13 protein-coding genes are annotated in these 13329 nt (G+C 35.0%); all 13 read left to right on the top strand.

The window, feature by feature from the left end; translation table 11 throughout:
* Positions 1-448 precede the first annotated feature (448 nt).
* The 13 genes from F1381_RS17055 (at position 449) to F1381_RS16995 (ending at position 13317) form a co-directional block, all read left to right on the top strand.
* Positions 449-1531, top strand: a complete 1083-nt coding sequence (locus tag F1381_RS17055) for an inositol-3-phosphate synthase (RefSeq protein ID WP_222850453.1) — start codon at positions 449-451, stop codon at positions 1529-1531.
* Positions 1532-1534: 3 nt separating this feature from the next.
* Complete coding sequence (locus tag F1381_RS17050) at positions 1535-2293, top strand: 5'/3'-nucleotidase SurE (protein ID WP_151736052.1); 759 nt, start codon at positions 1535-1537, stop codon at positions 2291-2293.
* Positions 2294-2346: 53 nt separating this feature from the next.
* Positions 2347-3369, top strand: a complete 1023-nt coding sequence (locus F1381_RS17045) for a peptidase U32 family protein (RefSeq protein ID WP_151736051.1) — start codon at positions 2347-2349, stop codon at positions 3367-3369.
* A 19-nt stretch (positions 3370-3388) separates the two neighbouring features.
* Entirely contained in the window at positions 3389-4303 is a 915-nt protein-coding gene (locus tag F1381_RS17040) for a hypothetical protein (RefSeq protein WP_151736050.1), read from the top strand.
* A 32-nt stretch (positions 4304-4335) separates the two neighbouring features.
* The gene (locus F1381_RS17035; protein ID WP_246188090.1) at positions 4336-5577 is read left to right on the top strand and encodes a methionine adenosyltransferase; all 1242 of its coding nucleotides are present in this window, start codon (positions 4336-4338) and stop codon (positions 5575-5577) included.
* Between the two features lie 60 nt (positions 5578-5637).
* A complete protein-coding gene (locus F1381_RS17030) occupies positions 5638-6672 on the top strand; it encodes a hypothetical protein (protein ID WP_151736048.1) in 1035 nt (344 codons plus the stop codon).
* Positions 6673-6688: 16 nt separating this feature from the next.
* A complete protein-coding gene (locus F1381_RS17025) occupies positions 6689-7501 on the top strand; it encodes an ABC transporter permease (RefSeq protein ID WP_151736047.1) in 813 nt (270 codons plus the stop codon).
* A gap of 14 nt (positions 7502-7515) precedes the next feature.
* The gene (locus tag F1381_RS17020) at positions 7516-8313 is read left to right on the top strand and encodes an ABC transporter permease (RefSeq protein ID WP_151736046.1); all 798 of its coding nucleotides are present in this window, start codon (positions 7516-7518) and stop codon (positions 8311-8313) included.
* A gap of 127 nt (positions 8314-8440) precedes the next feature.
* Positions 8441-9442 carry an ABC transporter ATP-binding protein gene (locus F1381_RS17015; protein ID WP_187355405.1) on the top strand — a complete coding sequence of 334 codons (1002 nt, stop codon included), beginning with the start codon at positions 8441-8443 and terminating at the stop codon, positions 9440-9442.
* Positions 9443-9507: 65 nt separating this feature from the next.
* Positions 9508-10494, top strand: coding sequence for a hypothetical protein (locus tag F1381_RS17010; protein WP_151736044.1), 987 nt, complete (start codon positions 9508-9510; stop codon positions 10492-10494).
* A 24-nt stretch (positions 10495-10518) separates the two neighbouring features.
* On the top strand, positions 10519-11613 hold the full coding sequence (locus F1381_RS17005; protein WP_151736043.1) for a nucleotidyltransferase family protein: 1095 nt from the start codon (positions 10519-10521) through the stop codon (positions 11611-11613).
* A gap of 2 nt (positions 11614-11615) precedes the next feature.
* Positions 11616-11885, top strand: coding sequence for a phosphopantetheine-binding protein (locus F1381_RS17000; RefSeq protein ID WP_151736042.1), 270 nt, complete (start codon positions 11616-11618; stop codon positions 11883-11885).
* Positions 11863-13317 carry a PEP/pyruvate-binding domain-containing protein gene (locus tag F1381_RS16995; RefSeq protein WP_151736041.1) on the top strand — a complete coding sequence of 485 codons (1455 nt, stop codon included), beginning with the start codon at positions 11863-11865 and terminating at the stop codon, positions 13315-13317. The genes F1381_RS17000 and F1381_RS16995 overlap by 23 nt, the downstream gene beginning before the upstream one ends.
* Positions 13318-13329: the final 12 nt, after the last annotated feature.

Raw genomic sequence — 13329 nt, 5'->3', positions numbered from 1 at the left:
GAACACCAAGTGATGTCGGGGCAGCCCATCTGGCAATACTATACATTATTCTAACGGGAAACGTTAGTTGAACGGCAACAGCGGCAGTCTAAGGCTTTATTTATAAAGTCTAGAATGCCGCTGTTTATGTTGATGGATCAATCTAAATATTGATTTTTAAAATATTAAATGAAATGTTCAGTTACATGCTTATTTAAGCTTGGTTTGGTGTGATTATCCCAACCTTGCAATAAAGTTTTAAAAAGCGACATAATTCTCTTGGAATTGATATAAAATGATCCGTTGTAAAAAAAAGTATTCTAATGTTAGAATGTAATTGGAATAAAATCACATAGTGTAAAATGTTGAATCTGTAGCTATCTTGAAAGGGGAGTGTCACATTCAGCAAGAAGAGGTATCTTTTATATTCTGTGATGTTGATAAATACATTTAGATGGGGAGGGTAGTGATGTATTTATTAAATACATCACATGACAATTTTATGGGAAAAGTTAAGGTGGCAATTGTTGGTGTAGGTAACTGTGCCAGTAATTTTGTTCAAGGCATTGAGTATTATCGAAATGATAAAAGCAACAGCGTTGGACTGATGCATCGAGTTGCAGGTGGGTATGATATAGGGGATATGGAGGTAGTGGCGGCATTTGATATTGCTGAAGGAAAAGTCGGACAAGACTTAAGCTTGGCGATTTTTGCTCCTCCAAATTGTACTAAAACAATTACATCCGTGCCGGAAATGGGTGTAATAGTCCAGAAAGGACCTGTCCTAGATGGTTGGGGGCCACATTTTGAGGGAATTGTCACAGTATCACCAGAACCTGAATGTGATATTGAACAGGTGTTGCGTGATAGTAAGGCCGATGTCATGGTTATTTTACTGCCTTCAGGCTCAGATCAAGCATGTTATACATATATCAAGGCGGCATTAAATCTTGGAATCGGAGTTGTAAACGGTATCCCGGTTCTCGCAAGCCATGATCCAGAGATAGTGAGACTAGCGGAAGAAAATAAGACATCTATTATTGGTGATGATTTTAAAAGTCAACTTGGTGGTACAATACTCCATCATACACTTATGCACTTGTTTCAGATTCGTGGTATAGAGATAAATAAAAGCTACCAAATAAACTATGGAGGCAATACTGACTTTTTGAATTTACAAACACCCAGAGGCAGTGAGAAACATAAATCCAAAGCCAGGGGTATAAAAGCCGGTAGTGATAATAATTTTGATCTGTCTGTAAACGTAAGTTACATAGAAAATCAGGATGACAACAAAACTTGCAGAATTTGGATTGAAGGTCAGAACTTTAGTGGCTGTCCTGTGACCTTTGAAGGTAAATTGACAGTAGTGGATTCAGCAAATTCGTCAGGGGTACTTGCTGATGCAATAAGATGCATTATGGTAGCAAAACGGATGGGGATTTATGGTAGACTTGATGCACCAAGTGCTTATTTTATGAAGTCACCTTATATCCAAATGCCTGATGAACTTGCTTATAAAGCTACAGATGAGTTTTTAATGAATCCATAAACAATGAATATTGTATTGATAAATGATGACGGTTACAATTCAGCAGTTATCCAACAGCAGCGAACTTTTTTACTATCAAAAGGTCATAGCGTTTTTTGTTTCTTTCCTTATGAGAATTGTTCAGCGTATTCCTTTAGATTTAGTGCTGGAAAACAGATTGATGTGAAAAAAGCTGCTGAGAATCTTTTTATTGTTTCAGGTTCACCGATAGATTGTTTACATGTGGCAATTGAGTATATGAAAGAAATAGACAAATCTATTGACTTAGTAATATCAGGTATGAATTTTGGGCTGAACTATGGAACCACAACTTCATATAGTGCAACCGTTGCCGTTGCTCTCGAATTAGAGTTATACAAAATAAAAGGTATATCTGTCTCAGCACATGAATCTATATGTAAAAGAACTGGATTTTTAAATGAAAGCTTTAGCATTCTAGAAAAAATTCTATGGTATAGCCATGAAAATCATCTGATTGAGGGCATACTTAATGTCAACTTCTTTGAAAGATGTACTAATGAAGAAGAAATATATGCTGTTTATGAAAATGAGAAGGCTAATTTTGATTATATTCTGCCTTCTGTCAAGATGGCTGTTAACGAAAAAAGATTAACTGCAAATATTTCTTATAACAAGGAAGATTCAAAAGAATTTTATAATCGTATCATGCTTGGAACGATATCAAGAAAGAATGGTTATACAACTAAAAATAGAAGCTGGATCGAGAGCTTATGTAAAACTATCGAAATACCCTTAGAGTGAATCTATGTTTTAAAATTTTTGTATGCGCTTTAAAAAGGGGATGAGTGAGTCATATGAATATATTGATTGGGGTAGATAAAGAAGGGGAAATACCTATTCTAAGTAAATATGGTGCGGACGAATTCTTTTGTGGCTATTTACCAGAATCATGGATTGCGAAATACAATAAGAACTTCACTGATTACGGTGGATATCAAGAGATATTTATATCTTTAAATAGACGGGAAAAACTTACTACCAATGTGAAAGATAAAAGTTCACTGGAAAAAATGGTTCAAGAAGCAAAAGAACGAAAAGTTAAACTTTATTTAGCGATAAATGCAGTATATTTTCCCGGACAGAGTTACCCTGAGATGTTTGATTATCTTGATGAAATTTCACAGATTGGAATCCGCGATGTTATTGTAGCTGATTTAGGACTTATATCACTTATAACAGACAAGTATCCACACTTAAATATTATTTTAAGTACCTGCCAACAGGTTAACAACTCATGGACAGGTAAATTTTACGGGGAACTAAATATTAAGCGGATTACTTTTCCTAGACATATGACAGTTAACGAAATAACGGCAATAATAAATGCTAATCCTGACATGGAATATGAGTATTTTATTTTAGAAGGGAAATGTGTTTATGACGATGGAAACTGCAAAGTGTGCCACAATATAGGAGGAATTTGCACTGAGAAATTTTCTTATGAATATTATCATAATCAGCGGGGAACTGAATTGAACTATTCGGAATATCAAGAATTGTGCAGGAATGAAGATATATTTAATAAATGGACATTCCCTTCTCCGAAAGGGTATACCATCAATGGATGGAGAAATATGGGCTGCGCTATCTGTACCATTCCTTCGCTGAAACAGATTCCTTCTATTAAAGCTTTGAAAATAGCTACACGGGGTTTGTCTACTAAAGACAAAGTGGGGATGGTCAAATTCATAAAAAAGGCAATCAGATTAGCTGAAGAAGGGGCAGAAAGAGCAGACCTGATGAAGTTTGGGAAAGAGACCTTTCAATGGCCGGAATTGTGTGACAATAAATTTCGTTGCTTATTGGCTATGAGATGATCATAAAAGGAGTAATATCATGGTTAAACTGTCGTATATGACTAATGATATATCTGTAATCGAAAATATTTCTTCCTATACATGGGACACTGAAAGAGAAGATAAATATGACGCCAGAAGCTATAAAATTAGAAGTGAAGTTTATAAAGAAATAAAACATATAGCAGTGGATCGGATATATTATGGAGCTGAATTTTGTGAATTTCTGATTCCTACATTAAATGAAGTGAAGAGAGCGATTGACGGGGTCAAAATGAACTATGAGCTGACATTTTTGACTCCTGTTGTGACGGATTATGGGATTAAAAGGTTGGAAGAGATTTTTGATTATCTGGCACAATATTGCCCCGGCATAGAAATTGTGTTTAATGATTGGGGCGTTTTTAAATTGCTCCAATGTAACTATCCAAGCCTTTTGCCGGTTGCAGGGAGGACAATCGACAAGATGAATCGGGATCCCCGCTTTTTAAAAGGGCAATATGAAGAATATTACAATGAAGCGGGTCTTGAATATTTACAAAGTTCCAGTCTATTTGCCGGAGAATACCGAAAGTTTCTATACGATTCCGGGATAAAAAGGGCAGAGTTGGATTTTGCACCTCAGGGGATGCTTGCCGCACCTGAAATAGATGACACAATTAATATATCTGTATATATTCCCTATTATTTTGTTACTACCGGAAGGCATTGTATGATGCGCACGCTAACGAGGCCTGATAATCTGAAGTTTGTGTTAGATAATACATGCGGGCAAAGTTGTGATCATTATCAGATCGAAATGTTTAGAAAGGGTGAGAAATTAAATCAAACCAAAGAAAATAAAGAAATTCGAGTATATCGCAAGGGAAATACCATATATGGATTAAACAAGTCCATAGGTGATTTATTGAAGCAGAACTTTTACGATAGGCTTATTTTTCAACTGGATTTCTAATGGTTTGAATCGTTGATAAAACGCTTGTGTTAATGAACTACTCAACAAAAGAAGGGAATAAAAATATGATTCATATAACTGAAAATAGTAAGCCCGACATTCATCAGCTTCCTTTTGAATTAGTTGAACGTAAAGGGGTTGGACACCCAGATACAATATGCGATGCAATTGCTGAAAGAGCATCGGTGTATTATTCCCGATATTTTCTTGACCACTATGAAAAGGTTGCACACCATTGGTTTGATAAAGTAATGCTTATCGGAGGTTGCGCTGATTTTAAATTTGGCGAGGGAAAGATAACTGCTCCTTATCGCGTAATATTTGCCGGTAAGGCCGCAAAAACTTATAAGGGTGTGAGCATTCCTCTAGACAGAATATTGTGGAGTGCAGCTGATGATGTCTTGAGTGAAGTGTTAACAGGGTTTGAAGCCTCAGAGCATCTAACTGTTATTAATGAGATAGTGGATTATCAAGGAGCTGGGAGACTTAATTCCAGATACCAGCCAAAATCCGAAAACGATCTTGTTTCTTTGGATCATAACCTCTCGGTCTCCAATGACTGTAATTTATTATCTGCATATGCGCCATTAAGCAATTTAGAAAGACTAGTCTTACACACAGAACAGTATTTAAACGGAGAGAAATTTAAAACAAATCACCCTGAAACAGGTTGGGATATTAAGATAGTTGGCAGCCGTGAGTATAACACCTATAAGTTATTGATTAATATCCCTTTTTTGGCTCAGCGAGTAAGCAGTGTTGATGAATATTTTGCCTGTAAAGCTGAAATAACTCATGAAATAGAACATTTCATTTCGGAAGCGTTCGATTTTCAGGTTGAATTGTCAGTTAATCCACAAGACAAAAATCAGCACTACTATCTAACGGTATTGGGATCTGTAGCTGATACAGGAGATGTCGGGGTTGTAGGAAGAGGGAATAGAATTAATGGTCTGATAACTCCTATGAGATCAATGAGTATTGAGGCGCCGGCCGGGAAAAATCCCATGGATCATACTGGCAAGATCTACGGAGTATTAGCCCAAAAACTTGCCTTGAAAATTTATGATTACATAGAAAAGGCTGTAGAGGTACATGTGTTTACTTCAAAGGAAGCTCCCATGAATGAGCCAGATCATATTTCTGTTCAAATATCCGGATGGGTAGAAAGTCAGCATGAGAAAGAAGAAATCACACAAATGATATGTGATTGTTTGAATGAGGTAAATAGTATTTCGAAAAACTTAATCATTAATGGGGAGATCATGTGGTAACAAACTCTGGAATTTAATCCAGTTACATTTGATAATCTAATAGATAGGCAGGAGTAGCGGATGATACAGGTCAACACGGTAGACGCCATCTTGGAAGCGCTTAAATCATGTGGGGAAGGCTCTATAAGTAAAACTAAAATTGCAGGTTCAAGTTATAAGTTCACCAATCATATAAGTGACTATAGAAACCAGTTCCTTATCATGGTTAAACCGGAATGCCTAAGTACTTTAGATGGAGTTGATGTTAGAGCTATAATCGGAAAGCTCCTTGAATTATTTAACCTGCATCAGGTTAGAATTAACGACTGTTGTGCTATCAGTGGGACATATCTGAAAGAACACAAGCTTATAGAATTACAGTACAGCATTCTGAATAAAGGCGCTAAGCAAGGGCTCGATGGATATACGGAAAGTTACAGGAAAGTTGTCGAGCAAGAATATAAAGATAGAACGATCATAGGAGCATATCCCTTTTTACAAACCCATACCAATATATCCGAGGAGACCTTAGAAAAAAATGCACATAAAGTAGGCTCGCATAAGATTGGAAACGGAACCTACATGCTTCTCTTCGAAGATGATACTCGGAAATATGGAATAATAAATGCATTTCATCCCCATCAAGTTCTGCACTTCAATAAGGAGGAACATGCTATATTGACATTCGATTGTTCATCGAATACTGATTATCATGTACTTACCTCTGAACTTATTGGCGTTTTTAATCCCAGTCTGGCAAAAAAGGATTCATTACGTGGATTTATATACTCTCATCAAGAAAAACTTGGTTTAAAAAACGTTGGTGTTTTTTTGAATGGATTTCATATTTCACCGAGTCCTCTTGAAGGTATGTTTGCAACGATGCGATATTTTACAAACGAAAATAATCGTCCCGTTTCAGTAGGTGAAACAAATTTAGGTTTAAAATTGATCGATAGCGGATTTTCTGAAGAGCAAATATTACAACTTTCTAAAAATCCCTATGTTTGGTTTGAGGGAAGCGAACAGTCTATTTATGACATTGCTGAAGATAAAGATACTGATTTTATTGTGAAATTTATTAAAAATAATTTTTCTAAATTTGAGTTTATATAATTCGAAAGGAGTTCAAATGGGAACATGGAATGCATTGTTTGCAACAAGATTTAAGACAGTTATGGTATTTCGTGCAGCTGCATTATCAGGAATAGTTGCGCAGATATTTTTTGCTTTCTTCAAAATATTCACCTTATATGGATTTATGGAAGGAGGAACGGAAAATTCACCACTTCATCCCGATTCAGTAGTTGTATATATATGGCTGACCCAAATATTCCTGACGATCATCCCCTGGAATGTAAATGGAGAAGATTTATACAGCATTCGCAGCGGAAATATTGCCTATGAGTTGGTACGTCCTGTGAATTTGTTTGCTCTGATGTATATAAAAACCATTTCATGGCGGGTTACAAACAGTTTGATACGGGTTATCCCTATAGTTATTTTCAATATGATTTTACTTCCTATACTAGGATTTGGTGAATTTGCAATCACAATACCCTCAGGTAAAATATTGCTGTTATTTATTATCAGTATCACTATTGCATATCTGTTAAGCTGTATGATTACGGTCTTTTTGTATTCAATTACACTGTACACAATTGATGCATCTAATTTTTTGGGAATTATAAATTCAATGGCTTTGGTCTTAAGTGGCACAATAATACCTTTATCATATTTTCCAGAGTCACTTCAGGTCTTATTAATCTTGCAGCCTTTTAAAGGAATTATTGATACCCCTGCGTTAATTTTGACTGGGCAATACACATACAGTGAAAGCATGCTGTATATACTTCTTCAGTTGGTTTGGCTTTTGATATTCTTCTTATTGAATTCTGTTATGTTCAAGAAAGGTACAAAAAAAATAGTTGTACAAGGTGGATAGGGGTGTAGGAAAGATTGGGAAATATTCGTTTGTATTTGAGAATAATATTTTTGCAACTTCGAGGCCAATTAGAATACCCGTTAAATGCTGTTGTAGGATTTATAAATCAGTTTATAGTATTTTTTCTTGAGTTTACAGCAATGTGGGCGCTATTTTATAGGTTTGGTCAGATCAAAGGATGGACTTTTAACGAGGTGTTTCTTACATATGGCATTATAAACCTTTCATTTGCAATGGCAGAAGTGCTGATGAGAGGTTTTGAGACTAATATGACATCTCTTATCAGGAATGGGGATTATGACAGATATTTATTAAGACCCCGAAATACAGTCTTGCAGATCAGTGCATTTAGCTTCCAGTTTGTAAGGCTTGGGCGTGCTATGCAATCCATTGTCGTTCTTTGTATAGGAATAGTAATGAATGCAGGAAGCATTACTGGAGTAGAATGGATTATATTGTTATTTACTGTAGTCGGCGGGTGGCTTCTGTATGCTTCACTGTATATTATCACTGGAATAATTTCATTCAAGATTATGCAATATACCGAATTTATGAGCATCTTTATTCAAGGGAGTGTATCAACAATGCAGTATCCGATGACTATTTTCCCTGCTTGGATACGCAATATATTTACATATGTTCTTCCAGCGACAACCGTTTCTTATTTCCCGATTTCTGCAATCCTGGATAAATCCACTTCCGTGCCTCGGATAGTAGGGTTTGGGGCACCAGCTGTTTGTTACATTTTTTTTATTATTTCAATATGGATATTTTTTAAAGTCGAGAAATCTTATGTTTCGAGTGGAAGTTAATTTAAAAATAATAATATCTGAACAGCGAATTGTTTTTAGTTAAAAAAAGCCTGTGATTAAGGATTGGAGATAGGCTTTATCCCTCAATCATGCTGATCGCAGGCTTCAATCGAGGAGCGTGGAAATGTTGAGTTACATAGAAGTAAAGGGACTTAGTAAGAAATATAAAGTGTTTAAACGAACTCCAAAAAAGGGAATTCATAAATTTTCAAGTCTATTTTCAAAAAACGAGTTTGAATCTGTAGATGCTATCAAGAATTTGAGTTTTACTATTGAGAAGCAGGATATTGTGGGCTATATAGGACCCAATGGAGCAGGGAAGAGCACAACAATAAAATTATTAGCAGGCATTTTACAGCCGGACAGCGGAACATGTCTTGTAGACGGTGAAATACCGTGGAAATCAAGAAAGGAATATGTGAAGAACATTGGAGTAATGTTCGGGCAGCGCTCACAACTTCTTTGGGATCTTCCTGCTAAGGATTCGTTTGAGATGCTCAAAGGGATATACAAACTAAGTGAAGCGGAATATAACGAATCGTTGGCATTATTGATAAGAATGCTAAGTATTGAGGAATTGATAAATACTCCTGTAAGGCAGTTAAGTCTAGGACAGCGTGTTAGGTGCGAACTGGCAGCAACCTTTTTACATAGACCAAAGCTGGTTTTTCTTGATGAGCCAACAATCGGAATAGATATAGAGATGAAAAAGAAATTCCATAACTTTATTAAGGAAATTAATGAAGTGATGGGCGTGACGATATTTATCACTACACACGATTTAGATGACATACAGTCTTTATGTAATAAGTTAATTATTATAAATAAAGGTGAAATTTATTTTAATGACAAAATTGATAAGCTGTTTAGCGATTATTTCGTTGAGAAGAAAGTATATGTGGAACTTGCCGAAGACGAGGAATTGGTGGTACCTCCAAAAGCAAGAATTAATAAAAGAGAAGGCAGGAACGTAGTAGTTGTAGTAGAAGACTCAGGCATAGTAGGTAACGTAATTAACAGTATTGCCAGGGACAATAATATTCTTAACATTTATGTTGAGAAACTGGACATAGAAGATATTATTTTGAAAATTTATAAGGACTTCCAATTACAGAATAATAGAGGATAGGAGTAACAATATGAAGGTTAGATATGTAATATCTTCAATATTATCCATCCGAGTGGAGTGATTATATGGGGTTTAGTATAACTGCTGATCATTTTATTTTTAGTGTTGAGAATGTAAAAATAAAGTATATGGTTGAATCCATACTACAGACATATAAAGAATTACCATTTACTTTTTTTGGGGATTCACCATTTGAAAATGTACGGTATATAGACAATACCGTTCAAATCAGAGTTGATGAATGGATTCCATTTTATTCAAAGCTATATCGTTTGATGTTTGGAGACAGTGATGCTGTTAGGATATTTTCATCCAGAATGCGAGACAACTTATTAGCATTCAATACATCTGTCGATTCATTAAGCCAAAAATATGCCAATCACAAAAATGTGGATTGTAAGGAATTGGAAAAGTGTTTTCACTACTATTCAATATCACAGGGGTATGCGTTTCTTAATTTGATTTTGCCGTCGGATACATTAAACCAATTATTTAAAAATGATTATAGAAGTGAATATACAGTGGATGATTTCATGATTTCTTTGGTAGAATCGCACCGAATTCAGCAAAGGAAAAAGGAACTGGAGCTATCGCTTAAGCTACGAAATAATTCACTCACCAAAGAGGATATCGATAATTATAAATGTAATGAATTTCTCTTTACCAGGGAGAGTGAGTGGAATTTCTATACACCGGCATTAGAGAGTGACGAATTGATTCTAAAAGCATTAAAAACATTAAATGGAACGCTAACAGCCGAAGATATTCATATGGAATTAAATCGCATTAATAGTAGCCGTAACAGCCAGTTACAGAAGATTTATCAAATATTAGATGAAGAATATGCTAAAAAAGCACAAAAAAATAATCGATTATATTATTTGATTACTTTTCTGCTTAATGTAGCTACGGAAGAAGAGGACCGGCACATTATAAACACAAAATTTATGTATTTTATTGGGAAATCCGCATTTAATTTAGATGTTGATGTTGCTAGATTAACAACAACAAAGTTAATTGCTTATTTATCTGTTGATCTAAACCTTAAATGATTTTTGTCTAGAAAAGAGGTAACTATGGAAGCAGCCACGGAAATTTTAAAAAAATTAGCGTTATCCTTCTTCAATAAAAATAGCAATGAAATTGAGAAAATATTTGAAAATAATAAGGTTGATTGGGGCGTATTTATAGATCAAGGGATAAAGCACAAAATGCTACCACTCATATGGCATGTTTTTAAAGATAACCCAATTCTGCTGGATCAAGTTCCTTTTTACTTAAAGGAGTTCTTATCCAACAACTATTTGGTAAACAGACACAAGACAAATCTTTACTATACATATATATCGCATGCTCTTGATTTGCTTAGTGAGAACAATATAAAATTTGCCGCTGTAAAAGGGATCGTTCTTGAAAAATTGATTTACGATAACCACTATATTAAAACAATATCTGACCTGGATATCTTGATAGATGGAATGGATGGAGACACTGTAAATGAACTGTTTAGCAAAGGTAATGTTTATTTAGGAAAATATGATTATCTGACAAATCAAATTTCTTCTCACTCACGACAGCAACAGCTTCTATTTAAATTAACCAAAGATCATTTGTCAGATTATCTTATTAGTACAGGGGATGATATTCTTCCTACAGTAAAAATTGACGTATCAACAGATTATGATTGGATAAATAGGGGGAGTAAAAATAAATTTGGGGAATATCTTTATTCTGGAGTGTTTGAGTTGGAGATCAATGAGCGCCTTAAGATTCCTGTTTTAAATCATGCCTATCATTTTTTGTATATAGTACTTCATTTATATCGTCATGCATGGTCATATCGTTTTATAAAAAGAAATATTAGTATCAGGTTAAGCATGTTTAATGACTTACTGCTGTACTGGCTTAATTTCAAATCAGAGTTAGTAGAGGAGTTTCCTTTGATCTTACAAGATAGTTCGATCTATAAGCAGGTTAGCTGGGTTATTTATCATACAGATCAAATCTTCGAAACTGATATTTCCAAAAGTTTGGGGTTAACAGTTGAGAGTAATAGCATCAATAATGCTTTTGGACAGAATAACGGGATAATCTATTGGGAAGGTAGCATTGAAAATAGATTGTGGTGTCATGATGAAATTACGTTGTTTAAGACGGAAGGGGAGAACTGAAAATGAATGTTGAGATTAGAGAAATTATTAAAGAGGCTTTAGGCAGTATGTTATTTATAGATATTTATGAGATAAATGATGATTATGACCTTTTTTTAATTGGTATTGATTCACTGAATTTGGTTCAACTGATATTTGCTCTCGAGGAGAAGTATGAGATAGTGTTCGATGAAGATATGATTGATGTGGACCGATTCAAAACTATTAATGAAATTATAAAAACAATTTCCGTTGTAAAGGAGAGAATCAATGTCCAAAACAATATTGGTTAAGAATCTAGATGATTATCTCGATTCGAACTTTCATTTAATTGGTAATAAAGCGAAGAATATTTTAGATTTAAAAAATGCCGGGTTTAGGGTGCCGCAAACCTGGATAATAGAAGCGAATATTCCTGAACTGATTTTAAATCAGGCAGGAATTCACTGCGATCATGTGAATCTCGAAGATTTCAAACGTTCTGAAAGCTACCTCATGAATGAGATTCCTAACGAAATAAAAAGGGAGCTTTGGTATGAGGTTAGCCGGGTCATTAATAACTGTAACCATACCTCCTTAGTTGTGCGAAGTTCCAGCACATTAGAGGATTCGGATGTATTCTCTTTCGCTGGAATATTTACTACGGTGGTCAATGTAAAAAAAATAATGAGTATTGTAGACGCTATTATTTCCATTTGGTCCAGTAGCTTCAATGAGGCAGTATACGAACTTTGCACAAGAAATCAAATTGATTCTGTTAGGCCTTGTGCAGTTATTCTTCAATCAATGGTAAATTCAAAGGTTGGCGGAGTAACATTTAAGGATCAAGAGCATATCGTAATAAATTCCAGCTTTGGGTTGACAAAAGCTGTGGTAGACGGGTTAACAGAACCGGATCAATGGGTTTACAAAAAAAGCGGATATGAACTAATAAGAGAAGTTAGAGGAATGAAAGAATTCGGTATTTATCCTATATATTCAAGAACTAACCCGCTTGAAGGTGAAAACTTTTGTATTCAATTAGACCAAAAGAATTATAACGGGGAAACTGTAAAGTTGGATGAAAAAGAAGAGGACTACCTTCTAACCAAGGTGAAATTACCTGAAGAAATGAGACAAACCAGCACCTTAACCAATGAGTGTATTGAAAGCCTTTTATATGGTTTTGAAGAAGCTGGAAAAAAGCTAGGCTTTGATACTTATGATATTGAATGGTGCTTAAATCAAAACGATGAGCTGTTTTTTTTACAAATAAGAAGTGCGACTCGAAATATAGAATTTCGTAACGATGAAATAGGAAGTGCTTTACCGCTGGTAAATGGGTATGTAAGCGGGAAAGTAGAATATGTCGCAAATATTGCAGACGCAAAAAAGTTTCAGGTTGGATCGATACTGTTGGCTAAACGTATTAACGGTGCTGTATTGCATGCTTCTGCAAAGGCAGTTGGATGTATAGTAGAATCCTGTTCAGTTTTGTCTCATAGCGCAATTATTGCACGAGAATTAAATATCCCTTGTATAGGAGTGAAATCAACAGAACTGATCGAAAAAGATTGTTTCTATGAAATTAATGGGACGAAAGGTGAATATACTAAGGTTTTTTCAGTTCAAAATGATGAAACGCTAAAAATTAATGAAGAACTTCAGAGTTTAATGGAATGGAAAAGAAATATTTCTGGACCATTTTTTGAGGATCTATTGCATATACCAGATGAATGGAAATAAGCGAATGACTTT

Source organism: Paenibacillus tengchongensis, from assembly GCF_008973665.1.
Lineage (GTDB): Bacteria > Bacillota > Bacilli > Paenibacillales > Paenibacillaceae > Paenibacillus_AQ > Paenibacillus_AQ tengchongensis.
Note: the sequence above shows the minus strand (reverse complement) of the source record. Positions and strands in the feature narration are given on the sequence as shown.

Bases quoted from the DNA above. Each gene is read 5' to 3' on its own strand.
- F1381_RS17010 (WP_151736044.1), top strand. From the start codon at position 9,508: ATGGGGTTTAGTATAACTGCTGATCATTTTATTTTTAGTGTTGAGAAT.
- F1381_RS17025 (WP_151736047.1), top strand. From the start codon at position 6,689: ATGGGAACATGGAATGCATTGTTTGCAACAAGATTTAAGACAGTTATG.
- F1381_RS17040 (WP_151736050.1), top strand. From the start codon at position 3,389: ATGGTTAAACTGTCGTATATGACTAATGATATATCTGTAATCGAAAAT.
- F1381_RS17055 (WP_222850453.1), top strand. From the start codon at position 449: ATGTATTTATTAAATACATCACATGACAATTTTATGGGAAAAGTTAAG.
- F1381_RS17005 (WP_151736043.1), top strand. From the start codon at position 10,519: ATGGAAGCAGCCACGGAAATTTTAAAAAAATTAGCGTTATCCTTCTTC.
- F1381_RS17030 (WP_151736048.1), top strand. From the start codon at position 5,638: ATGATACAGGTCAACACGGTAGACGCCATCTTGGAAGCGCTTAAATCA.
- F1381_RS17035 (WP_246188090.1), top strand. From the start codon at position 4,336: ATGAACTACTCAACAAAAGAAGGGAATAAAAATATGATTCATATAACT.
- F1381_RS17050 (WP_151736052.1), top strand. From the start codon at position 1,535: ATGAATATTGTATTGATAAATGATGACGGTTACAATTCAGCAGTTATC.
- F1381_RS16995 (WP_151736041.1), top strand. From the start codon at position 11,863: ATGTCCAAAACAATATTGGTTAAGAATCTAGATGATTATCTCGATTCG.
- F1381_RS17000 (WP_151736042.1), top strand. From the start codon at position 11,616: ATGAATGTTGAGATTAGAGAAATTATTAAAGAGGCTTTAGGCAGTATG.
- F1381_RS17045 (WP_151736051.1), top strand. From the start codon at position 2,347: ATGAATATATTGATTGGGGTAGATAAAGAAGGGGAAATACCTATTCTA.